At 47.2% G+C, this 23747-nt stretch carries 20 protein-coding genes and 1 pseudogene; 3 read left to right on the top strand and 18 right to left on the bottom strand.

All coding sequences use genetic code 11. The annotated features are described in order from the left end of the window. The first annotated feature begins 6 nt into the window (after positions 1-6). Positions 7-846, top strand: coding sequence for an IS3 family transposase (locus tag ACR32F_RS26265; RefSeq protein WP_440120006.1), 840 nt, complete (start codon positions 7-9; stop codon positions 844-846). Positions 847-940: 94 nt separating this feature from the next. On the opposite strand, the gene modB is transcribed toward ACR32F_RS26265, so the two are convergent. Further along, positions 941-1627, bottom strand: a complete 687-nt coding sequence (gene modB, locus ACR32F_RS26270; RefSeq protein ID WP_440112300.1) for a molybdate ABC transporter permease subunit — start codon at positions 1625-1627, stop codon at positions 941-943. Further along, a complete protein-coding gene (modA, locus tag ACR32F_RS26275; RefSeq protein WP_440112303.1) occupies positions 1624-2496 on the bottom strand; it encodes a molybdate ABC transporter substrate-binding protein in 873 nt (290 codons plus the stop codon). Before modA ends, modB begins: the two co-directional genes overlap by 4 nt. 261 nt (positions 2497-2757) lie before the next feature. On the opposite strand from modA, the gene ACR32F_RS26280 reads away from it, so the two are divergent. Continuing rightward, positions 2758-3741, top strand: coding sequence for a substrate-binding domain-containing protein (locus ACR32F_RS26280; RefSeq protein ID WP_440112306.1), 984 nt, complete (start codon positions 2758-2760; stop codon positions 3739-3741). A gap of 194 nt (positions 3742-3935) precedes the next feature. Here ACR32F_RS26280 and ACR32F_RS26285 read toward each other — a convergent pair whose 3' ends face one another. Next, positions 3936-6008, bottom strand: a complete 2073-nt coding sequence (locus ACR32F_RS26285) for a beta-galactosidase (protein WP_440112309.1) — start codon at positions 6006-6008, stop codon at positions 3936-3938. 181 nt (positions 6009-6189) lie between these two features. Between ACR32F_RS26285 and ACR32F_RS26290 the strand changes: the two genes are divergently transcribed. Beyond that, entirely contained in the window at positions 6190-7041 is an 852-nt protein-coding gene (locus tag ACR32F_RS26290) for an AraC family transcriptional regulator (protein ID WP_440112311.1), read from the top strand. Between the two features lie 77 nt (positions 7042-7118). On the opposite strand, the pseudogene ACR32F_RS26295 reads toward ACR32F_RS26290, so the two are convergent. The 15 genes and pseudogenes from ACR32F_RS26295 to ACR32F_RS26365 form a co-directional block, all read right to left on the bottom strand. Further along, positions 7119-7235: pseudogene (locus ACR32F_RS26295) on the bottom strand (DUF2975 domain-containing protein); the annotation flags it as partial. 378 nt (positions 7236-7613) lie between these two features. After that, entirely contained in the window at positions 7614-8810 is a 1197-nt protein-coding gene (locus ACR32F_RS26300) for a GTP-binding protein (protein WP_440112313.1), read from the bottom strand. Between the two features lie 272 nt (positions 8811-9082). After that, positions 9083-10309, bottom strand: a complete 1227-nt coding sequence (gene cntE / locus ACR32F_RS26305) for a staphylopine family metallophore export MFS transporter CntE (RefSeq protein WP_440112315.1) — start codon at positions 10307-10309, stop codon at positions 9083-9085. Positions 10310-10695: 386 nt separating this feature from the next. Next, positions 10696-11892 carry a staphylopine family metallophore export MFS transporter CntE gene (cntE, locus tag ACR32F_RS26310; protein ID WP_440112317.1) on the bottom strand — a complete coding sequence of 399 codons (1197 nt, stop codon included), beginning with the start codon at positions 11890-11892 and terminating at the stop codon, positions 10696-10698. A 13-nt stretch (positions 11893-11905) separates the two neighbouring features. After that, positions 11906-12652, bottom strand: coding sequence for an ABC transporter ATP-binding protein (locus tag ACR32F_RS26315; RefSeq protein WP_440112319.1), 747 nt, complete (start codon positions 12650-12652; stop codon positions 11906-11908). Beyond that, positions 12639-13463 (bottom strand): staphylopine uptake ABC transporter ATP-binding protein CntD, encoded by an 825-nt coding sequence (cntD, locus tag ACR32F_RS26320; protein WP_440112321.1) that lies wholly within the window; start codon positions 13461-13463, stop codon positions 12639-12641. Before cntD ends, ACR32F_RS26315 begins: the two co-directional genes overlap by 14 nt. Then, positions 13444-14340, bottom strand: a complete 897-nt coding sequence (cntC, locus tag ACR32F_RS26325) for a staphylopine uptake ABC transporter permease subunit CntC (protein ID WP_440112323.1) — start codon at positions 14338-14340, stop codon at positions 13444-13446. Before cntC ends, cntD begins: the two co-directional genes overlap by 20 nt. Further along, complete coding sequence (gene opp1B, locus ACR32F_RS26330) at positions 14340-15272, bottom strand: nickel/cobalt ABC transporter permease (protein ID WP_440112325.1); 933 nt, start codon at positions 15270-15272, stop codon at positions 14340-14342. Before opp1B ends, cntC begins: the two co-directional genes overlap by 1 nt. Positions 15273-15319: 47 nt before the next feature. Beyond that, on the bottom strand, positions 15320-16885 hold the full coding sequence (gene cntA / locus ACR32F_RS26335) for a staphylopine-dependent metal ABC transporter substrate-binding lipoprotein (protein WP_440120017.1): 1566 nt from the start codon (positions 16883-16885) through the stop codon (positions 15320-15322). A 50-nt stretch (positions 16886-16935) separates the two neighbouring features. Then, positions 16936-18249 (bottom strand): opine metallophore biosynthesis dehydrogenase, encoded by a 1314-nt coding sequence (locus ACR32F_RS26340; protein ID WP_440112327.1) that lies wholly within the window; start codon positions 18247-18249, stop codon positions 16936-16938. 20 nt (positions 18250-18269) lie between these two features. Then, positions 18270-19076 carry a nicotianamine synthase family protein gene (locus ACR32F_RS26345; protein ID WP_440112329.1) on the bottom strand — a complete coding sequence of 269 codons (807 nt, stop codon included), beginning with the start codon at positions 19074-19076 and terminating at the stop codon, positions 18270-18272. A gap of 26 nt (positions 19077-19102) precedes the next feature. After that, complete coding sequence (locus tag ACR32F_RS26350) at positions 19103-19936, bottom strand: diaminopimelate epimerase (RefSeq protein WP_440112331.1); 834 nt, start codon at positions 19934-19936, stop codon at positions 19103-19105. 288 nt (positions 19937-20224) lie between these two features. Beyond that, the gene (locus ACR32F_RS26355; RefSeq protein ID WP_440112333.1) at positions 20225-21448 is read right to left on the bottom strand and encodes an amidohydrolase; all 1224 of its coding nucleotides are present in this window, start codon (positions 21446-21448) and stop codon (positions 20225-20227) included. 55 nt (positions 21449-21503) lie between these two features. Further along, on the bottom strand, positions 21504-22565 hold the full coding sequence (locus tag ACR32F_RS26360) for an LLM class flavin-dependent oxidoreductase (protein WP_440112335.1): 1062 nt from the start codon (positions 22563-22565) through the stop codon (positions 21504-21506). Positions 22566-22812: 247 nt separating this feature from the next. Beyond that, positions 22813-23685, bottom strand: a complete 873-nt coding sequence (locus tag ACR32F_RS26365; RefSeq protein ID WP_440112337.1) for a LysR family transcriptional regulator — start codon at positions 23683-23685, stop codon at positions 22813-22815. Positions 23686-23747 lie beyond the last annotated feature (62 nt).

Raw genomic sequence — 23747 nt, forward strand, 5'->3', positions numbered from 1 at the left:
TACGATATCCTAGATGAATTGCGCTGCTTGCATGGCATTACACGCCTATTAACAATTGCAGGAATACCCCGATCCAGTTACTACAAATGGCGAGCAACCCAGCCGCAGCGAGACGCAAGACAAGACCGTGATCGTGAGATCAAAGAACACATGATGGCTATTCATTTTGCAAACCGAGAGTTTGGTTATCCTCGCATGACAACGGCGTTGTGGGAGGCCGGTCTGAACGTCAATCACAAGAAAGTATGGCGAATCATGCGGGAACTATCGATCCAATCGGTGATTCGCAAGAAGCGGAAGAAGTCCAGCTATACGCCATCTGTTATCTATCCGAATCGCCTGAAGCGCCAATTTCATGCCACAGCACCCCAGCAAAAAATGGTGACGGATATTACCTATATTTCGGATGGGAGCGCATTCGTTTACCTGTCTGTGATTCAAGACTTGTTCAACAACGAGATTGTAGCTTGGCAGTTATCTAAACGGAACGATGTTCAGCTCGTATTGGATACGGTAGAACAATGGACACAAAAAAGAGACGTTTCGGAAGCCGTGCTCCATTCGGATCAGGGCTTCCAGTACACGTCTCAGGCGTACAACTCACGATTAGAAGCATTCGGCGTCAAGGGCAGCCACTCTCGCAAAGCAACCTGCCTGGATAACGCATGCATCGAATCTTTCTTTTCGCATCTCAAAACAGAGAAGCTGTACCTTAACCAGTGTAATTCAGAAGCAGAGATTCGACAAGCTGTGGAAGATTACATTTACAATTACAACTACCGACGCTTTCAAGCCAAACTCAAACAGCGCGCACCGATTGAATATCGATGCGCACTGGCAGCATAGCTTTTTTCATCTGTCTACTTGACAGGGGTATGACCAGTTCTTTCCTTAGAACGGGTTTTTCATCATGTTATATATAATATGGGAACGTATAAAATCAGTCGTTTTTGCCATCTCTCTGCTGTCTGGTCATCAGCAACATGATAAACGAGATGATAATAATGGAAATGGTCCATGCCCAAGCCATCGTCTGATTGCCTGAATCCACTGCCACATAGATTGCCGTGGGTACCGTTTGCGTTTTGCCTGGAATATTACCTGCAATCATCAATGTCGCTCCGAATTCCCCGAGTGCTCTGGCAAAGCCCAGAATGAAGGCGGTCATCAATGCTCTGCCCGCGAGCGGCAGGGAAATATAACGAAATACCTGCCACTCATTCGCACCAATTGAACGACCTGCATTTTCCAGATCACGATCCACACCGCTGAATCCCGATTTCATTGTCTGATATACCAGCGGGAAAGCCACGACCACAGAGGCAATCACGGCCGCCCACCAGGAGAAAATGACAGGTGCCGAGAAGATGGCTTCGATCCAGCGTCCCAGTAAGCTTTTACGCCCCAGTGATACGAGCAGTATAAATCCGACCACTGTCGGCGGGAGCACCAGCGGAAGCATAAAAGCCGTTTCTAGAAAAATTTTTCCCCGAAACGACGCACGCAACATCTTCCAGGCCACAGCAATGCCAAGCACCGCTGCAATAACGCTGGACAGAAGAGCAACCTGAAGAGAAAGACGAACCGGTGGCCAAAATACCTCCCAATCGATCGCGCTCCCATTCATTCGGGGATGGAGAACCCGTATTTGGCGAATACATCCAGCACTTCAGGTGATTGCAAATACGTATAAAATTGTTCTGCTTCTGTCCGATGCTTCGTGCCTTCGATAATCCCTACTGGATAATTAGCTGGTGTATACCTGTTCTTGTCCACATCAAACGCTATTTTCACCTTGTTCGAAGTGAGTGCATCGGTTTTGTACACAAAACCTGCGTCTGCATTACCTGTCTCTACATATTGCAGAACTTGTCTGACATCCTTGCCCTGTACAAGCTTGCTTTCCAGTTGGTCCCACAGCTTGGCATTTGTCAGTGCTTCTTTGGCATAGGTTCCTGCCGGTACACTTTCCGGAATCCCAATCGCTACCGTCTTGATGGAATCGGCTGTGAGGTCCTTCTCGCTTGTCACTTCGTTCTTGCTATCCGCCGGAATGATAGCCACGAGTGAATTTTGAAGCAAATTCTTCTGATCGTCAGATGCAATCAACTTCTCCTCGACCAGAGCATTCATATTTTTGGTCGCAGCCGATATGAAAACATCCGCGGGCGCACCTTGTTCAATCTGCTGTTGTAATGCACCCGAAGCACCAAAGTTGAAATTCAATTCAATATATGGATGAGCCAGCTCATAGTTAGTCTCAATCTCTTTCATGACGTCCGTCAGACTGGCAGCTGCCGAGATAGTCAGTTCTACCGTTTCCTGCGGATCGACATTCTCTGATGATGAACTCTCGCCTGATGTCGCTGGCGTTGAGGTCGTTTGTCCAACAGCGGTGGATGTATCCGTGCTGTCGGTGCTTGTACCACAACCAGCCAATATCAGGACCACGACCAGTGACATACTTCCCAAAACATATCCGATACTCCTTCTCATCTAATCCTCCCTCAATGTTATGTTTAGTTATAAATAGATATAATTAATTATATTTCATTATACATAAGATCGATAAAATGGGAAGATCGCGTTTCAGGTACCTGTGGGAGCTACTGCAACGAATCGACGAGTTGTGCACCCTATGTTTATACCAGCCAGCGGTTAATGGTATAGTACAAGAGACTACAGCATTGGTCTGAGACGACGGATGTTGATGAAATAAACTAGTTATGTCTGTACCTTGAAGGAGGATCTTCACTGATGACGGAGGAGCAATCCTATACAACCGAAGAAATATCCAAGCTGCTCAAAATATCCAAACTGACCGTCTACGACCTGATCAAAAAGGGAGACCTCGTCGCTTACCGCGTCGGCAAACAAATGCGTATTGATGCAACCGATCTGGAAGCATACAAACGGCGCTCCAAGCTGCTTCAATCGCCAAGCCATCGGGCTGCGGAACCAGATCATTCAGTTCCCCCCAGGGAAACCCCTGCGGCTTCATTCCCACCTGGCAACACTTCGGTGATCCAATCAGCTCGCCATGTGGTCATTACCGGTCAGGATGTCAGTCTGGATATCCTCATGCGATATATGGAAAAACAAACTCGAGATATTCGACCACTGCGCTCTTTCATGGGAAGTCTGGACGGATTGATCTCCATGTACCGCGGTGAGTCTGATCTTGTCAGTACCCATCTGCTCGACGGAGATACCGGTGAATATAATCTGCCATACATCCGCAAGATTCTGATTGGCTGGTCCTATGTCGTGGTGAACCTGCTGTCACGCCCTGCCGGACTGTATGTGCAACGCGGGAATCCGCGTGGCCTCCAGAACTGGACAGATCTGAACCAGCCTGAACTCCGATTGGCTAACCGGGAGAAGGGTTCTGGAGCACGTGTATTGCTGGATGAACAACTGCGTCTGCACGGTATCCCTTCTACCCGGCTGCTCGGGTATGCTGTGGAGGAAAGCAGTCATATGGGTGTGGCGGCCAAAGTCAGTTCAGGTGATGCGGATGTGGGAATCGGCATCGAGAAGGCTGCGCGTCTGGTTGGCCAGGTCGATTTTATCCCGCTTGTTCAGGAACGCTACGATCTCGTCATGCTGAAGAAGCAAGGCAATGAAGCCTGGATCGCTTCTGTACTGCGTATTCTCCAATCACCGGAGTTCAGGCAGGAACTGCAATCATTTGAGGGATATGACGTGTCACGGACAGGGGACATTTTGTACGAGGTATAGTCATACGAAATACGGCCAATGAAAGCCAATACAAAACGAATGTTACACATCATGCAAATAACAAAACGCCTTACAATTGCTGCAAGGCGTTTTTGGTGTTCCGATATAGAACCAGATGTCTTGGCATCCTGTGGTTGCTATCTGGATTTGTCATACACAATATGGGCAAACACATCTGTTGATGAATAGACTCCTCATTGCGGGAAATCGATCTCAAAAATGAATACCCCATACGCAGTCATCTTGATTTCATCCTGATATGTTGTACCCGATAGTAACTCTTTTGCTTCCTTCTTGAGCTTGATGACCACTTGTTGATCCGAGTAGTTGAGCAAGAATAAATACGCTTTATCCTGAGCAGAACGGATACCGAGTTCAACTTCGGACGGTACCTCTATCAGGTCATCCACAGGCGAAGACAGCCCTATTTCATCCAGGAGTGCATCTACAACCGGTTCATTGTAAGCCGCCCCATAATACCATACCTCCCCCTGACCTACAACACGTTTGGTCATAGCAGGGCTACCTGCATAGTATTCGGACGCATACTCGGCTATGACCTGCACTTCGGGATGCTCCACATGAAGAACTTCGTTAAATCCGGCCGTTGGCGTTCCCTCCTGAAGTCGCTCACTCGTCCCATTCCATTGCAGCTCGGCTGCGGAAATGGTTCCTTTGATCAATGTAAAATCCTCCACGGTAATACCACACAGCTCAGCGACAGCCCCTGGGAAAGGTCTCATATAACAATGCCCCTTGAGATCCTTATAACCGGTGCGCGCACCGAAAAACAGGGTTCCACCTTGACTGACATAGGCTTGCAAAAGTTCTGCTGTTTCGTCTGTCATGATTGCCGGGTGAGCGTAGATGATCACCTTATATATGGATAGTTTCTCCAGTGTTGTCGTTGGTTGCAGTGTAACCAGATCGGTCGGAATATGACGATACTGCAGCTGCTTATACCAGGAGCGTACGCTCTGTTGATGAAGCGGACCGTGCCACTCGTCCAACTCTCCGTCCCACAAGTTATCGTAGTCCTGCAAGATGGCAACATCGGCTTGATATGTAGTACCCGCAATAACGCGCCCTATGGAGGCAAACTCTTCACCTACTTGTGCAACCTCGCGTACCCTTCTGTTGGGTTGATTGTGGTAATCATTGATGCCATGCCAGTACATTTCGGTTCCGAACGTTGCCGTCCGCCAGCGGAAGTAGACAAGCAAATCCGTACCATGAAGAACAGATTGATACGACCATAATCGGATCTGTCCGGGTCTCGGAGTACCCATGCCTATACTATCGACCCAGCCTCCTGGCCCAGACTGCTGTTCCATGACGCAGAAGTTCGGTGACATATTGCGTACGTTGGACAATTTCATGCTCCATGCCCGATCTTGTAATGCATTGTCGTCTGTCCCTGGGAAGATCGTGGCAAACTGCGGATACGAATCATAAGAGAAGAAATCCAATAGCTCCTCTGTCATTTCATGATTATCCAAGTGTCCAAACGTACCGTTCGTCGTGATCCAATGTTCCCGGTCCAATTCCCGAATGATGTCCACCTGAAGCTTGGCAAAAGAAATGGTATTGGCTGATATGAATCTCTTTTCATCCAATGCCAAGTGAGGATTTGGCGATGGACTGACCATATTTCGGGTAAGATGAATTTGTTCCCAGTCGGTATAGATCTGACTCCAAAAAACAGTTCCCCAAGCCTGGTTCAGATTCTCCAACGATTCATAACGATTCTTTAGCCATTCACGGAAGGCGACATGATCTGCCTCAGCATAGAAAACATCCATATGGCAATTGAATTCGTTATCGATTTGCCAGCCAATGACAGCCGGATGATCTTTATATGCAATCACCATATTGCGCACGATTTTTTCACATTGCTGTCTGTAGATTGGGCTGCTGTAATTGTTATGGCGTCGCATGCCGTGTTGATACAATACCCCATCCTTATTTGCATTCAATACTTCGGGATATTTGGATGTCAACCACGCTGGTGGAGTTGCAGTAGGTGTTCCCAAAATAACACTCAAGCCATATTGATGTGCCAGATCCAGTGCCTTCCCGAAAAAACTAAAATCGAACTGGCCTTCTTCCGGTTCAAATATGGACCATGCGAATTCAGCCATCCGAATAACCGTAATATTCATCTCTCGCATTCTACGGAAATCGTCCTCCCACAACTGTTCCGACCAATGCTCAGGGTAATAACAGACCCCCAGTTTCAATTCATCCATTTGTATTGATTTTGCCACCTTCAAATGCCCCCTTAACCTGCCATATTGCCTCTATTCTATTGGATACTTCACATATAATAAATGACAAGATTATGCGACTTATAATAAAATATTGTCATTATTATAGTTTCAAACAACAGTTGGATGGATCTATTTTGATTGATCACATAAAAATATTGCGTTCAAATGGAGGATACACGTGAAAGAACACATCTTTCTCCCAAAACCGGTTTTCCCCAGACATGTGTGCTTTCCTGATTTTATTGGAGGTTACAGTGACTTTCCGAAGCATCGTGTGAATCGAGAATATCGAACTAAAGAAATTAATTTGGATCAATGCTACAATTTGCACCTTGTACTTAACGGTAAAGGATTCCTGCACACTGGAACCGCTTGTTATGAGTTAACGCGTGGACAGGGATTCCTCTATGGTCCCGGTCTCAAACAAACGTACTATTCAGATTCGGATGATCCTTGGAGTATTCGGTGGATTCACTTCTACGGAATTCGTCTCGAAGAACTATTGAATGGAAAAGGCCTTGACGAGCCATGGCTGTTTCAATGCTCCAACTTTCCAATGCTTACCGCACTGATGGATAGATTACTGGAGCTAGGAAGAGGCTATCAAGTGGAGGACGAGCACAGCATGGCAGCAACACTATATGAGCTTCTGACCAGATTGCAATCCGCAGCGAGCCGAATTAATGTTTCCTTGAATCACACTTCAGAGAGAATTCGTGAAGCAGGGAATTATATTCGTTCCCACAGTAACGAGCACATTACACTTGACCACGCTGCCGGAATTGCCGGTTACAGTACAACATACTTCAGCCGCAAGTTCAGTCAAACGTTTGGAATCTCCTTCCCGGAATTCCTGTTGGAATCCAGGTTATTACATGCAAAACAGCTGTTGGCTACAACCAACCTTTCCATTAAGCAAATCACACTGGAAACGGGGTTTTCACAGTCAAGCTACTTCATCCGATGTTTTAAAACCCAGGAAAACGTAACGCCTATGCAATTTCGAATGATGCACAATCATACGTTATAGGCAGATCATAATTTGCAGCGGCAGCACTTCATGGAGTCCACTTATTCTAAACCATAGAAGGGCATATGCTGCGACAATTAATCCGGTTGTAGACAGGCGTGAACATGTTCATTGATCATTTGGAGAACAGCGAAAAATACTGCAATAACCAGTGAAGAAAAAATAGGAACCATGCCGATGATAATGAGGCCGGGGTCGCTTCACAAAAAGCATCTCACTTGTTTTAAGTGATTTGAATTCATCACATCATGTTCAACTAATCATCTCCACTGCGCCCTTCAGGTGAAGTGTCCTTTCATTTCAGTTATTTCTGGGTACAAAAAAAGCTCCTTTTCACCATTTTGGCGAAAAGGAGCTTTTTTAGAACGTTCTTTCCTCACATGACCTTGAAGGAATTCTTCATTTACATCTACCAGCTGGACTTGGTTACGCCAGGAATCTCCTTTGTATTTATTATTGTAAAAGATACACCTTCACCACCCGATTACACAGCTATCTTCAAATGAATACGGGTACCGGGTACTGCCGTTTTCAATCTCACACGTGGATCATTATCCTCTTTCGCGCTGCTATTATACTGCCTCCACCGGCCATGGCAGTGGATTGTCGAAATGGCCCCAGTCGGCCAGCATTTCTTCGTCACTAAGCAGGCACTGGTCCAGCTCGTCCTCAATCACTGTACGTTCCATTTCAATTCCGATCATGACTAACTCGGTCTGGCGGTCTCCCCACTCCGCATCCCACTTTTCTCTGACATCCGGCTCGGTCCGTAAAATCTCTTCCCTGTCCGCTTCCGGCAACGCTGCGACCCAATGTCCGGCAGGCCCAAACTGAATGGATGTCCCTGCCTGGCTAAGACTTGCAGCCACATCCCCTTCAGCCGCGAGCCAGACCAACCCTTTGGCCCGTACCACTTCTTCCGGCCAGTAGCTCATGAATTCAGCCAGGCGGGAAGGATGGAATGGTTTTCTCCGACGGTAAACGAAGGAACCGATACCGTACTCTTCCGTCTCGGGTGTATGTGACTCTTTCTCCAGTTCCTGAATCCATCCAGCGGACATGCTTACTTTGTCGAAGTCAAAGCGACCTGTATTCAAAATTTCGGACGGATTAACCTGTCCGTTCACAGTTCGAATGATGTTGGCATGGGGCTGAAGCTTGCGGATGACACCTTCAAGCTTGTTCAGCTCCACGTCATCGACCAGATCACATTTGTTCAGCAGCAGGACATCACAGGTCTCAATCTGATCTATTAGCAAATCCACGACGTCACGGGTATCCTCATCCCCTGTTGCCTGGTTACGATCCAGAAGACTCTGTCCTGAGGCAAAATCATGCCAGAACCGATGGGCATCCACAACGGTTACCAAACAATCCAGCTTCGCCAGGCTCGTCAGATCAATACCGGATTCCTCATCGGCATATGTAAAGGTCTGCGCCACCGGAACGGGTTCACTGATCCCCGTGGATTCAATTAGGATGTAATCAAACTTGCCTTCGTTTACCAGCTTCTCAATCTCCTGCATCAGGTCATCCCGCAAGGTACAGCAGATGCACCCGTTGGACAGCTCCACCAGTTTTTCTTCGGTACGCGACAGCATTGCCTCTCCCTTCACCAGTGCGGCATCAATATTCACTTCACTCATATCATTTACGATGACCGCGACCTTGAGGCCTTGCCGATTGTGTAATACGTGATTAAGTACGGTCGTTTTGCCCGATCCCAGGTAACCGCTCAGAACTGTTACCGGAACTTGCTTTTGTATCATTGGTATCTACTCCTTATAGTTGCGGCCAACAGTTTCAGCCTTATTAGTAATTATTACGATTAACAACATTGACTATATTCCTGTTGCCTTCTGTTGTCAAATCATTTTTTATGTTTTCGTGCGAGTGGACTTCCTATTTCCCAACATAAAAAGGCCTATGGCCTGTTTCCTGTAGCTTCGCATCATGACAATACGATCCCGGAAAAGTCAGTCCATACGCCTTTAATATCTTACTTTGGATACGCACTCCAATGGGGTCACACAGATGCCCCTCAGTTGGCAGCCGCAGATCTGGCCCTATTTCCCGCTTCCATCCGTTGTTTGAAAGCCACAACCAGAATCATAGCTGTAACGGATAGAGCCGTGCAGATCGTGAACATGGTTGAATAAGAGCTACTCTGTACAATCAGTCCCATGGCTAGTCCGCCCAGAGAGAAACCCAGATCATACGAAGACATGAAAATACCCATAAGCACATATCTGGAATCGGCTGGAAGCACAAAAGACAGGTACGTAGTTAATGTCGGGTATAGCAACGCCACGGCAAAACCACTGAATACCGCAGACAGATAAACCAGCGGACCAATGATTTCCAGCATCGCAAGTAGCTGCGTTCCCAGGGCTGCACACAACATCAGTCCCGCCATCAGCCAGGTATTCCAGCTGCCGTCTGACGGGATTTTTTTGCGCAGAATGAATCTGCACAGAATAACAACCAATCCCTGAATCGTTAGAAATAATCCTGCACTCGCCATCCCGGTTGATACCATGTACAACGGAAGAAAGGTCGCTGTTGCACCAAATACACACGAAGCAAACAGCATAACCACACTGCTGATCAACAAAGGCGTGCTGCGCCAGATACCACCGAAGGAACGTCCCATATCTCCCAGCGTATACGATTTATTCTGCACCGTACTCCGGGGTAAATCCACGTTATACCCGATCAAGAGCGGGAAAGCCGCCAAACCAATGATCAATACGGTAAACCAGATATCACTGGCATTTTCCCAGATTTGGATAGCCAATATCGGAATGACCAGAGACGGAACCATCGTAAAAAGGGTGTACATGGACAGACCCTGTGCCCGGTCCTTGTCCTCCAGCTTTTCCACAATCCCTGCCTGCATCGTCATGGAGAAAAAAGCAGTAGCCACACCTTGCAGTGCCCGCAGCCACAGGTATGTTTCCACACCAAAAACGATGAACAGCAATAACGTAACGGCATGCAAAATCAGCAGCCATTTCATCACACGAAGCGGCCCGTACTTCCCAAGGAGCTGCGCCGCAAAGGGTCTTAGGAGCATACAGGTAAACATGTACGCTCCCATCATCAGGCCAATCTCGGCCTGATTCAATCCGGCAGCCTCACTCCGCAGAGGGAGAATAATCGTCAAGGCCGAATTCGCGGCAAAAAATAAAAAGGCCAACATATAAAACCGGATAAACGAAAAAGACACCGGGTTTAATTTGCCGTTGGCATTCACGGAAGAATCCACTATATAGTCCCTACTTTCTGTCTATTACCGGAGCACGCTGATCCTGTTGTGATGAAAACCGAAGGCATAGCGGGCAGGCTATCCAGTCCAATTAATGAACTTTTGATACGAGCAGCTGGGTATATTCATGCCGCTGCGCTTCATGTATCTCATCCGTGTCAAACAGATCGACGACCTCTCCGTGTTTCATGACCATTATACGGTGGCTTATGGAAGCAACGGAAGCAATATCATAGGATATAAAAATATAGCTGATGCCCAGATAACTATTTGTCCTTTTTTCGCCATGAAAATATCCCCTCCAAGTTTCACTTCCCCCATGATAACATGAAGTTTTTTTAAAGTGTCTACTTGAAGAGGATAATAACTCTGCGTCAGCCTTTCTTTTATCTCGTACCTCGTATTAATCCCCTTCGATCGTAAGCAAAAACAATCATGGCTGCTCCCAATATCGCACAGATGATATACATCCAGGAAAAGGAGAGTACATCAGCAACGGGGCCCATGATAACCCCCCCCAGCGAAACGCCCAGATCGGCGGTTGCAATAAACAATCCGATTAACACATTACGGTTGGACTGTGGCAGGACAAAGGACAGATAGGTCGTCAGTGTCGGATATACGATGGCCTGCGCAATTCCCATCAGCCCGGCGCCTATATAAAAGACTCCTGCACCTGCCTGATTGGAGAAACCAACGCACCCCGCAGCCAATGTCAGAAGCAGCATCGTTCCCATCATGAAGGAGGAATGCCACTTCCCATCTGAAGGGATCCTCTTTCTGAGCAGAATTCGGGCGATCACCACAACTGCCGCCTGAATCATCAGAAAAACTCCGGCATTTCCATTATCCAACTGGGAACCATACAAAGGAAGAAATGCCGTAATAGCTCCAAATACAATGGAAGAGATTAACATGATTACACTGCATTTGAACAGAAATGGATTTCTGATGAGCTCCCCAAAGGATTGCAGCATGTTGGACTTCGGTTCCACCTTGTCCGAAGGCGTCTCTGTCTTCCCGTCATTGGGCTGGTCCATCTTGACACTGTAACCAAAAACCCCAGTTACAATGGCAATGCCAACCATAAATACGGAGAAGTAATCCATCCCTCCAGTATTCCAGAGTCCCAGTGCAACAACAGGGCCCAGAATGCCAGGGATATAGGAAAAGAGCGAATAGTATGAGATCCCTTGCGAACGATCCTTCTCTGGCAATGCATCAATGATGCCAATCTGCAGTGCCATCGAGAAGAAGGCCGTGGATACCCCTTGCAGCGTACGGGCCAAGACATATCCGCCCAATCCGGTAAATGTATATAAAATGAGGGCAAAACCATTGATGATCAGGATCAGCCGCAATATTTTGATCGGTCCATATTTCTGAATGATCTGACCTGCCCACGGTCTAAAAAACATCGTCGTAAACATGTAAGCTCCCATGACCAGACCAATCGTTGTGCTGCTTGCCCCCAATGATTCACCCCGCAAGGGAATAATCACATTGAGTATGGCATTGGCACTGAAATAGAAGAGAGCCAATAGATATAAACGCAGGAAAGGCCACGACATTGCTCCACTCACTCTGAGTTCCCCTTTAGAATGTGATTAAATGATCCAGCAGTTTCCTTGCATACTCGGACTTCACGTCCTTCAATTGTCCAATGGGTACCGTTTCTTCAATCTGACCCTCTCGAAAAATGACCACCCTGTCACAAATATAGGCAGCTGCCTGGATATCATGGGTTATAAACACATAACTCATATTGTACATTTCCTTCAATTCCTTAAGCACATGAAGCACCTGGATCTGAACCGATACATCCAGCGAGCTGATAGCTTCATCCAGCAGAATACACTGAGGCTCTGTAGAAATTGCTCTTGCGATGCAAACCCGCTGCACTTCCCCGCCTGATAGTTCATGTGGATACCTGCCTCGATACGATGAATCCAGTCCGACCTGAGCAAGCAGTATATCGATTTTGAGTGAATGTTCTTTTTCAACCTTTTTTTGCATCCTCAATGGTTCCATGATCGCTTCTTCCACGGTAAAAAACGGATTGATCGAAGATTTGTAATCTTGAAAGACCGCACTGATATTGCCACGTCTCACCTTTCTATCCGCTACTGATTTTCCCTCAAACGTAATCGTCCCCTGATCCGGTCTCTCCATCCCCAGAATCAGTCGACCCAAGGTAGATTTTCCACTTCCGCTCTCGCCGATAATTCCAAGACATTCCCCTTGCAAACATTCGAAACTGACATCATGCAGAACTGCTTTTATGCTTCTGGAAAACAAACCACCTTGTTGATAAGACTTATGAATATGATCAACTTTTAGCAATGAACTGTTCCTCCTGCATCAGCTGCCTGAAATGATTGCTTAGTTTCAATCGGGTGGACACCAGGTATTGTGTATACGGATGCTGTGGTTTCGAGAAGACGGATTGGATCTTGCCTTTCTCGACAATGCTCCCATTTTTCATGACCAGTACATCATCGGCGATTTTTTGAACAACCCCCAGATCATGAGAGATGAAGATCATGGAACACCCCATCTGTTCCCGTAATTGAATGAGCTGTTCAATCACTTCATATTGGGAGATGGTATCCAGTGCCGTAGTTGGCTCATCAGCGATGATCACATCCGGTTCCAAGACGAGAGCAAGCGCGATCATGATGCGCTGCAGCATCCCACCTGACAGCTGGTGAGGGTATTCGTTCATGATTTCCACCGGATTGGTGAGCATCACACTTTCCATCGCCTGCTTCATACGTTGCTCAATCTCTTTATTACTCCATCTGTAATGCTCGTATAAAGTTTCTCTTAAATGAACACCTATGACACAGGACGGATCAAATGCACTCATGCCGTTTTGCGGAATCATGCACAGGTTTCGTCCTCTTTTCTTTCGCATGTCCTGTTTACTAAGCTTATTCAGGTCTTCCCCTTGGAACAGAATCCGACCGGATTGGCGGATCACAGGTTTGTTCAACCCCATGATGGACCTGCATGTTAGCGACTTGCCGCTTCCACTCTCGCCAACAATGGCCAGACACCGGCCTTGCCTCAATTGAAATGAACTGTTGTGTACGATCACTTCTTCCGTGTGGTTGTCCCACACTTTCAGATTTTCAACTTCCAATATATTCATAGGAAACCGGTTCACCCCTCTTCCTTCTCCGAGGCTTGATTTTGCTTTTAGAGGTCATGAGCTTGGGATCAAGAGCCACTTGCAGCGAATCGGATAAAAAGTTAAATGCCGATACAACAATAACGATCGCCAGTCCTGGAGCGAGCATCAGTTCCGGTCTGGAGAACATGACTCCTCTTGCCTCGTTCAGCATCATGCCCCACTCGGCATGTGGAGCCTGGATTCCAAGTCCAAGAAAGGACAGACCTGAGATTTGCAAAATCATGGAGCAAATGGAGCCGCTGGCGATAACCGCGATATCCGAGAAAGTTACAGGCACAATATGTTTGTAAATGATCTGCAGATGACCGACTCCGGACGCTCTGGCGAATTTTACGTAGTCCATCTCGGTATATTGCATCACAGATGTGCGAATGACTCGGGCAAACCATGCCCACTTCATGACAACAAAAGCAATCAGAATATTTTCCAGACCTGCACCCAAAATGCCAACAACAGCCAGCGTCATGACATATCCCGGAAAGGAGAGCATGATATCACAGATTCTCATGATGAGCGCATCCATTTTCCCTTTGAAGTAACCCGAGATAAAACCGATCACAGCCCCCAGAAGAACCGATGCCATCAAGGCAACCAATACCCACAGAACGCTGGGACGAATGCCGTAAATCAGTCTCGACAAAACACATCGCCCCAGGTGATCATTTCCTAAAAGATACTGCCAGGATGCCGACGCATACCTAAGCTTCATGTTTACTGCCTCAGGATCATGCGGTGCAAATAAAGGAGCAAGTATGCCAACAACCATCATCACCACAATCACGATCAGAGACGTCATTGCCAGCTTATCCTGGCTTAAATTCCGGAGTATTTTCATTACATACCCTTTCTCAATTTGGGATTCATCGCCGCATTAATGATATCGGAGAGCGTGTTAAACAAGACAAACGTGACCGCCAAAATTAGCACATAAGCCTGGATAATCGGAAAATCCCTGCTAAGGATCGATTTGACGCTTAACCTTCCCAGCCCTGGCCAGGCAAATACATTTTCAATCACGACCGTACTCCCAAGTACAATCGGTATCGCCATGCAAAAGATGGAAACTGAAACCTGCAACGAATTCCGCAAAATATGCAGGGTCACTTTTCGCTCTGGGATGCCGCTAGCTCGCGCATACAGCACGTAGTCTTCATTCAAATTGCTTAACATGGAACTCCTTACGCTCCTAAAATAGATGCCTACATAACTTACCGTGATTACGACTACCGGGAGAATATAACTTTGATACGACACCATTCCGCTTGTCGGCAGCAAATCAAGCTTGACCGAGAAATACCAGATCAAGATTGCCGCAAGCCAATAGGAAGGGATGGCTGTCAGCAAAAAGGAGAACCCTCTTACGAACCTATCCATCATCTTCCCTTCCCTCATAGCACATAGGACTCCTAATAGGATGGAGAACAGAATAATGAATACCGATGAAATGAGTGTCAGTTTGAGTGTGTTCACAAAAGCCGGACCTATTAGAGACCAGACCGATTGCCCTGTCACATAGGAATCTCCGAAATCCAGTTGCAGGCAGGCCATCAGCCAGTTCCAATACTGGATCAGGAAGGGCTGGTCCATGCCAAGCTCCACCTTGGTCTTGGCAATTAACTCATCGGTAATCTGCGGAACATCCTGCGCCTGTAGCACAACGACAGCAGGGTCCAGCGGTGAGAGATTAATAAGAACAAAGGTTAGAAACGAAATAATCAGCAGCAGGGGTATTGCAAGCAAAACGCGTTTGATGATATAACTTCCCATATCAATCTCCTTTTAACGTGAGATTCCATTTGGTTCTACTGCGTGTTCTATTGATAACTCATTTGCTCGAACGGCAGCTCATATTGAGTTTGTTTGAACGAAATGCCCTTCAGGTTTTTCGGAGCCACTACGGTGACACTGCCATTCGTGATTGGAATGAACACCGCTTCATCATGGACGATTGTCATAATGTCCGTGTATAGCGATTTTCGAGTCTGCTCATCGGTGGACACCATAACATCTTCGATCTTGGCATACAGCTCAACTGCCTGAGCTATTCCACTTGTTGTGTGCAAGTAAGCAGAGCTGGAAGCAAAAGCGGAAATCGTACTTTGAGGATCATAAGCCAGTCCCCAGGTCTGATTGAACAGCAGATCATATTCACCCGTGGATCTTCGGTTTGCGATCGAGGAAGACTCCTCCCCAATAATGTTCAACTGCATGCCAATTCCCTTCAACGCGTTCTGAATATATTCGGCCTGCGTTTTCTGACTGGAAGAATTGCTGTCATAATACAACTCCATGGCCAGCTCTTGTCCGCCTTTGGTTCTGACAGAGGCACCGCTCTCCATAGTCCAGCCTGCTTCGTCCAGCCTTTTCCGGGATGTTTCCACATCATAGTTACGCGGCTTCAACTCCACATTGGCATAATTCACATTGGAAGAAAACAGGGTATGGGCTGCGGTTTGTGTCCCGTCAAAAATATCTTGGCTAATCGTATCGCGGTCTATGGCGTACCAGATCGCTTCCCGAACTGCCGTCTCATGGACCGGGTTATCCTTTTTGCTGCTATTTGCCGCAATGATACTGGTGTTCATGGGTTCACTTCGAACAACCTGATAGTTCCCGGACTCCGCCAATTGATTCATCGCTTCAACGTCGATGCTATCGGCGCCCCGATCATCAGTGAACACAAAGTCAATTTCGCCTTTTTGCAATGCCAGGAAAGTGGTCTCTCCTGCCGGGAGAACTTTGGCAACAATATTCTTGATCTGTGGCTTGCCGCCCCAGTAGTTCTCGTTCGCCGAGAACGTCGCATTCTCTTCCACATGGTGCTCTGTGAGCATGTAGGGTCCTGTTCCGTGGTAACCATTCACTCCATCTTTGGTTCCACCGTTGATCATATCCTTGGGTGAAAGGAACACGTACGGTCTGGTCATGGACAGCTCAACCAATGTGGGATAGTAGGTACTGGATAAAACCAATTCGACGGTATATTCATCAATGACATTTGTACTCACCAATTTGGTGGATAGTTTAATCCATGCATGTTTGTCCGCATTGGCCTGAACCGCATCAAAATTCGCTTTGACAGCCTCTGCGTCAAAAGGTTCCCCATCCTGAAACTTCACATCTTTTCGTAAATGAAACGTATAGGTTTTCCCATCTTCGGAAATATCCCATGATTCGGCTAGCAGTGGCTTGATCCCATCAACCGTGTTCTCCACCAGGGATTCATAGACCATCCCTTGTGCTGGCATGGAACCTGTGTACAGATGAGGATTCATATCATTAATATCTTTGGCAGAAGCATAGATTAATTCGGTTCTCTTCTCCCCGTTTTCAGCCGCTAATGGGGCATCCTTCCCATCACTGCAACCTGCCATTACCATCACGGCCATTGCGAGCAGCATACCTAAACCGCACATTGATTTTCTCTTTTTCACAACATTTCCCCCTGATTGCTTATTTCCAGTTCATCACAAATCATCTTCAAGTCTTCAGCAAACGTCTGAACCGCGAAAGCGTTGGACAATGACGAGTCTGCATGTTTTTGAGCCACTTGCACGAGTTGGTTCTCGTAAGTTGTAATGAATTTGTCTATCGTTGGACAGCTCACATGGAGATGCCTTGCAATGCCCTGAATGATTTTGATGCGGTAATAATCTTCTTTGGGCATTCTCGGGATATCCAGCTGACCTTCCCGGTTCACGAACATTTTTCTGAAAGGAACGGCCGAAAAGTCGAAATACTTTCCATCTCTATCCGGCTCCGAGAAAGGATCAATCAGTAAAGAGGTATACCTTATGTACAATAAGTACTCCTGATGAATGTCCTGCTTATGATTAAATTCCTCGATATCATGGCGTGATAAACTCTCCAAATGGACTGGATAGTTATCATCTGTCATGAATTGCAGCAGATTGATCGGTAGTATATTCAATTGGTCTGTAATCCTCATGATTTCTTTCCAGGCTGCGAGCATATCCCGAATTAAATATGGGGTGATAGGCCCTTCCGGGTAAATCTTGTATACATAGGTCTGGATCTCCGACTCTCCAAAGATTGCACCGAGGGAAAACTTATTCATAAACAGCGGTGGATGCACGTATAAGGAAATATTTCGCGTCTCCGCTTCCAACGGTGAGTGCATGACTTGCATCTCAATCCCCAGCTGCCCATAGATTTGGCATAATCTGCTGACCCGTTCTGACGGGTATTGCATGGAACCGATGTACAGCTTCTTCTTGACGCCTGTCGTCACGACATGATTGGAGGGCTGATTATGCATCCATCGTGTATCCCCATAGTAGGTTGAGAAACTGATTACTTCGGTGCTGCACCCCAGTCCGCGCATATAATGGTCAACAAGATGGTTCGAACCAAACGTGGGTGAGACCAGTACGATACATTGCACATTCTTCAGGACAGAAGTCTTCATCTGGCTCAACGCTTCGATATATGCATCCGTGGTGACAGACAGAATAAGCGTGTCCCAATCGCCTTGAACATTTCCATATCCTTTAAAGACTTCATCAACAACGCATTCGCCTTCCAGTTTTCGATGCTTCTCATTCTGAATGCTGGCACGGATTTGCTGCCCATGCTGTTCCAGTGATTCAAAGAAATAATCGGACCGAACTGATTGCCTTCCCACGATTCCGGTGTAGCAGCCACGTTGTTTCTTGAATGTTACGACTAGTTGAATCGACGCTGGCCCCGTTCCCATCATCAGGACTCGTTCAAAATTACGCATATATGCCCCTCCTTCATGGATCATCCGACAAGTGGAGCTTTCTGATACAACGCGATATCAAACACATCGTGTGGACGCAATATGTTATCTGCCATTTTCCATTTAAGAGTGTCTGTCTCTTGCATTGGATAATTGAATAAAGACTTCAATCCATTTCCATATCTCATGGCGACAACGACATGTTCGTTCGTTAATGGATGTAATTGATCGAGGATGTCATATTTGTTTGCTACCGTGGAGCTGAAAATGATATGTGTGGCCTCTTTAGTAAAATCGAGCTTCTCAACAAAGGCCTTCTCCAAATGGATATTCAAGCCAGCCCCCAGCTTTTCGACCACCGTCTGACCGAGCCGAATGGCTTCATCATCAATATCGATCCCAACCACCTGTGCTCCCGTTTTCCTGGCAATAAGCAGAGGAGTCATCGGAAATGAACCTGAGCCTACCAGTAGTACCTTCGAGTCGGATGTAACATGAAAGCTGCCAAATTCCTTATCAATGCACTCCTCAATATTTTTGAAATAATCCGCAATCTCAACTTCTCCGTGGTGCAGCTTCATTGCCCGATACTTCTCCATGATCGCTACACAAAGTGCAGACTGTCGCCTTAAATCCAGCACAAGCTGTTCGAAATCAGCGTCCCTTTCCTGCACCATCATTTCCCAAAACTGCTCATGATCCTTATCGGTGATCCAGTTGGAATAGGCATTGATTACAAGTTCCATCTCTTCAGCATGACGGACAGACTGATCATATCTATCCGCCAATTGTTCAAAATTCGATAAAAACTCATTCAACTGTTTGGTAAAATCCACTATCGTAATCATGAATTTTCCCCCTTGTTATATGGTTGTTAAGCATCTATAAACGCTTTGCCCTGTGCCACAATACCGACAGATCCTTCAATGTGGATACGTTCCAGCTTCTCTTCATGAAAATGGGCGACTACTTTAATTGCACCTCCAGGCTGCTTAATCCGGGCACCGATCTCTTTTCTGTTCTTCCACGCCAGATAGGCGCCCAGAGAAGCCGTACCCGAACCACATCCCCTTTCCCAAATGAGGCTGTCGAGCCCGGGAATATAGATTAGTGGGGCCAACTCTTCTAATTCGGGTATGAATAGCAAAATGCCAATCAATTTGTCTCCCAGTGTTAAACCGAGCAAACGGGCAAGAGCTTGGGCTCTTTTCTTGATGACATCATTGAATTCATCCACTTCCATGATGATGTGAATGAACTCCTGATAGCGGACGATAACCATATCCAAGTCGATCCCCTCATACTTTATGGTTCGCTGCTCGATCTGTTTGGGAATCGGCATCGTCACCTGGCAGTAATACTCATTCAACTGTTTCTTTACTTGGCATGCGATCAAGTGCTCTGTCCCCGAAACCTCCAGCAGCAATTCGGTGAAATCCGGATGCTCAATATCTTGTTCCGACACGATGTATGCAGCCAGAGCCATGCAGGCATTGCCGCAGAACTCCCCGCCAGCCATACGTAAGTGTGCTGCAGCCCCACTTTGGAAGGAAGGTTCGATAAATCCAACTTGTTCGGCATACACATTATCGTAGGACATGATCCTTGAAGCGATGTGTCTGTATTCCTCAGCTGGATGACTGGTTTTCACCAAAACGGTCATATTCTGTGTTGGATTGAACTTGACAAAATCGATCTCCTGTTTCATCCCAGCTACCTCTATTCTTGAACATTGGAATTTGGATGAGTTCAACTTCACTTTACTCCGTTAAATAATAGTAATAATTACGATTAACATTCCGAGGAAAAATATAGCATACAAATTTGAGGTCGTCAACAATATTTTCCATATAAAAAAATTATATTGCTCACAAGATTTGTGTGTACTTCTGTCCTTTCACATCGTTAAATAACAAAAAAAACGGTCACCATTTAATGGCGACCGCTTTGGTCTTGATTACCGTTGAAAACTCATTTTTATTCATTAATCGTGATGTTACTGCAAGTTTTGCAGTGCTCGTTCAGCCAGTGCGGCCAGGAGATGTGCGCCAAGTGGCAGCGCCCGTTCGTCCACATCGAATGCAGGATGATGCCACTCGTGCGGACCGGAAGTCCCGAGGAAGAGGAATAGACCCGGAACCTCTTTTTGATAAAAGGAGAAATCCTCACCTGCTGGAGAGGGCACCGGTCTGATGCTGTTCAGTCCAATTTCACTCACGACCTGCTCAGCTGCGGAAGCCAAAGATGCATCGTTCACCACGGCTGGCGGTCCCTGAATCCAGCGTACCGTAGCGCGTGTTCCATACGCTGCAGCAACACCTGCAACCACCTGGTTGAAGCGTTCCCGAATGCGGGCACGAACTTTCTCATCAAAAGTACGTACGGTGCCATCCAATATGGCTTCATTCGGAATGACATTCCAGGCCGTGCCACTGTGAATTTTGGTCACACTGATTACTGCACTCTCTTGTGCCCCGACGTTCCGGCTAATGATGGCTTGCAGTGCGGTTACGATATGGGAAGCAACTACAATCGGGTCAATGCCCGCTTCAGGCACCGCCGCATGCGTACCTACGCCTTCTACTTTCACAACAAAGCCGTCCGCTGCTGCCAGTAGCGCTCCTTCACGGATACCCACTGTACCCACTTGCAGATCAGGTTTGTTATGCAGACCAAATACAGCACGCACATCCGATAAAGCCCCACTCTGAATGACCTGTCGTGCCCCCGTTGCTTTCTCTTCCGCAGGCTGGAACAATAACCGGACCTTGCCCTGAAGCCGGGACTCGCGCTGTTTCAACAATCGTGCAGCACCAATCAGAATGGCGGTGTGTGCGTCATGACCGCAAGCATGCATCTTGCCTGCAACCTGCGAGGCATACTCCAGCTTCGTCTCTTCCTGAATGGGCAGGGCATCAATGTCTGCTCGCAACGCAACCACAGGGCCGTCAGCCTGGCCAATTTCGGCAATGAGACCCGTACGCAGTGAATATTCGTCTGCAATACGTACGCCTTCCTCTTCCAGCCAGCTGCGAATGGCTGCCGTTGTTTCCTTTTCCTCACCTGACAACTCCGGGTTGCGATGCAAATGTCGCCGAATCGTCGTTAAGTGCTCTGCAAATTCTTCATCCTGCTCAACGTTAAGCTCATGCTTAGTGCCCTGTGCTTCTTGTGCTACTTGATCTGCCTGCTGCTCAGGCTGTTCTAGATCACTCTTCATGACATTGCCTCCTTTCCTCATCGTATGTGATGTGCGAGCGCGAGCGTACGCATTCCTAACCAATCACCGCTTGAGCAGGTGTCGATTCATTCGTGAATTCGCCGATCCCTTGATCATCCAACGTCTCACGCAACAATTCAAATGAACGGATACGCTTGGTAAAATCACGCGTAGCTGTTGTGACAATTAATTCATCCACGGCATAATCCTGCTGGAATTGCAGCAGTGCCTGACCCACCGTTTCTTTTGTACCCCTGGTAACGCTTGGCTCCAGAACCTCAATCCGATAGTTCTCGTTCGATTGCCGTCCGAATTCCTCGGCCTGTTCCACCGAACCAACGGTCAACACTTTGCCACTCTCCAGATGGATCTTGACCAGCATATGTTCACTCGCAAGCCCTTCCGCTTCCTCCTCGCTCTCGGCTACAATTAACGATATGGCTAGTACAGCATAGGGTTGCCGCCCATGCGAATGGTCGAATTGCTCCCGGTAAACACGAAAGGCCTCATGAGCCACCTCAGTATTGCTATTGATAAATTGGGAAAATACATACGGGAGCCCCAGTTCCGCAGCCATGCCAGCACTATCAACACTTGCCCCGAGCACATACAGTTCCGCCGGAATCTCGGATACTGGTGCAGCGCTTAAGCCTGCCAAAGGATGCGTTTCATCTTCATGTGGTTCATTATGAATGAACTGTTTCACCTGAATGATTTTCTCCTTGAGGGTAGCTGCCTCTTGAATGCCTTGCTGTAGTGCCTGTGTTGAACGGGGCAGTCCCCCCGGTGCGCGTCCAATACCAAGATCAATCCTCCCCGGTCCAAGTGCAGCGAGCACATTGAAATTCTCGGCGACTTTGTAAGGACTGTAATGCTGCAACATTACGCCTCCAGAGCCTAGACGAATCCGTTTCGTATGCGCCAGCAAGTGGGAGATGAGTACCTCCGGGGAAGAACCTGCGACATGCCCCGAATCATGATGCTCCGATACCCAGAACCGATGAAATCCAAGCTGTTCTGCCCGCTGTGCAAGCTCAATCGTATGCCGAAAAGCATCAATCGGCGTCTGCCCTTCATAGATTGGGGTCTGATCCAATATGCCAATACGAATACCCATCTCATTCTCCTCCTTCAATCATGCTGAATCTGTGCTCATGAATCTTCACTATATAAGTTGAACTAGAGATGTTACACCTTGTCACTCCGATTGCAGTACCATCTTCCGATCGCTCTTATCCCCAGATTTTCTTTATTCCCTTGGTCCAAGGGAATAATCCGCTGATAAATGCGCACGCTTCGCTTCTTCAGATTGGTTCTGCACTCTCCGTTTTGGTGTAAAAGTCAGATTCAACTTATATAGCTCTCTATAACTGCCGCAGCAGTTCCCCGAAGGGCTCTGCAAAAGGCGAATGTTCTTCTTTTAACGTCACGACGCTGATCTGTAGCGATACACCTGCCACCTCATGTACCTGTATAGGGAACAGTTCCTGGTCCTGAACTTCCTGCTGTACTGTCAGACCCGGGAGAAATGCAATGCCTGCCCCCTGTTTAACCAGTTTCTTCGCCGTTTCCGAATGATCAACATGATATGTAATATCCGGCGGGTGTTCCAGCGAGTCGAAAGCCCGGTGAATGCGCAGCCAGTCCAATGAGCCACATTCAAAAAAGACCAGCCGCTCATTCCGAATCGCCTCTATGCTGACATGCCCGCGTTCAATAAATGGATGGCCTTTGTACACGTACAACTGGATTGGATCTTCATAAAAAGCAACCGTACGGATCGCAGGATGCATCACCTTTCGCACAAAAGCAAGATCGATTTCCTGACCCAGCAGCTTGGCAACGAGCTGATCCGTCGTTGCTGTAGTCAGTTTGATGCTCACCTCGGGGTAAGCTTCCTTGATTTTGGGCAGAAAGTCGGGAATGACGTAGTTGGATACCGATACCGTACTGCCAAGACGCAGCGCTTCAGGCGTTGTTCGACGCTGCTGAATCTTCTGCTTGCCCTTTTGAATGACCTGTAACACCTGCTGCGCATAGGGAAGAAATTTTCGTCCCTCCTCCGTAAGTACAATCTGCTTACCAAGGCGGTCGAATAACTTGCAGCCCAATTCACGTTCAAGGGACTGAATACGAGCGGTGACAGAAGGTTGGGACAGAAAGAGTACCTCGGCAGCCTTATTGAAGCTTCCGTAATGATTGATATATACAAATGCTTCAATGTTCTCAATATTCATAAGCGCCCCCCCTAAATCCACGTCTGTAGACGTTTACCGTATCTCTATTTATCCAATAAATT

It is taken from the genome of Paenibacillus hebaui, from assembly GCF_051934385.1.
In the GTDB taxonomy this organism is placed as follows: domain Bacteria; phylum Bacillota; class Bacilli; order Paenibacillales; family Paenibacillaceae; genus Paenibacillus.

What these genes read in the sequence shown, in the direction of transcription:
- modB (WP_440112300.1), bottom strand. Translation starts at nt 1,627, where the DNA reads ATGAATGGGAGCGCGATCGATTGGGAGGTATTTTGGCCACCGGTTCGT.
- modA (WP_440112303.1), bottom strand. Translation starts at nt 2,496, where the DNA reads ATGAGAAGGAGTATCGGATATGTTTTGGGAAGTATGTCACTGGTCGTG.
- ACR32F_RS26280 (WP_440112306.1), top strand. Translation starts at nt 2,758, where the DNA reads ATGACGGAGGAGCAATCCTATACAACCGAAGAAATATCCAAGCTGCTC.
- ACR32F_RS26300 (WP_440112313.1), bottom strand. Translation starts at nt 8,810, where the DNA reads ATGATACAAAAGCAAGTTCCGGTAACAGTTCTGAGCGGTTACCTGGGA.
- cntD (WP_440112321.1), bottom strand. Translation starts at nt 13,463, where the DNA reads ATGAATATATTGGAAGTTGAAAATCTGAAAGTGTGGGACAACCACACG.
- cntC (WP_440112323.1), bottom strand. Translation starts at nt 14,340, where the DNA reads ATGAAAATACTCCGGAATTTAAGCCAGGATAAGCTGGCAATGACGTCT.
- opp1B (WP_440112325.1), bottom strand. Translation starts at nt 15,272, where the DNA reads ATGGGAAGTTATATCATCAAACGCGTTTTGCTTGCAATACCCCTGCTG.
- cntA (WP_440120017.1), bottom strand. Translation starts at nt 16,885, where the DNA reads ATGGTAATGGCAGGTTGCAGTGATGGGAAGGATGCCCCATTAGCGGCT.
- ACR32F_RS26340 (WP_440112327.1), bottom strand. Translation starts at nt 18,249, where the DNA reads ATGCGTAATTTTGAACGAGTCCTGATGATGGGAACGGGGCCAGCGTCG.
- ACR32F_RS26345 (WP_440112329.1), bottom strand. Translation starts at nt 19,076, where the DNA reads ATGATTACGATAGTGGATTTTACCAAACAGTTGAATGAGTTTTTATCG.
- ACR32F_RS26350 (WP_440112331.1), bottom strand. Translation starts at nt 19,936, where the DNA reads ATGAAACAGGAGATCGATTTTGTCAAGTTCAATCCAACACAGAATATG.
- ACR32F_RS26355 (WP_440112333.1), bottom strand. Translation starts at nt 21,448, where the DNA reads ATGAAGAGTGATCTAGAACAGCCTGAGCAGCAGGCAGATCAAGTAGCA.
- ACR32F_RS26360 (WP_440112335.1), bottom strand. Translation starts at nt 22,565, where the DNA reads ATGGGTATTCGTATTGGCATATTGGATCAGACCCCAATCTATGAAGGG.
- ACR32F_RS26365 (WP_440112337.1), bottom strand. Translation starts at nt 23,685, where the DNA reads ATGAATATTGAGAACATTGAAGCATTTGTATATATCAATCATTACGGA.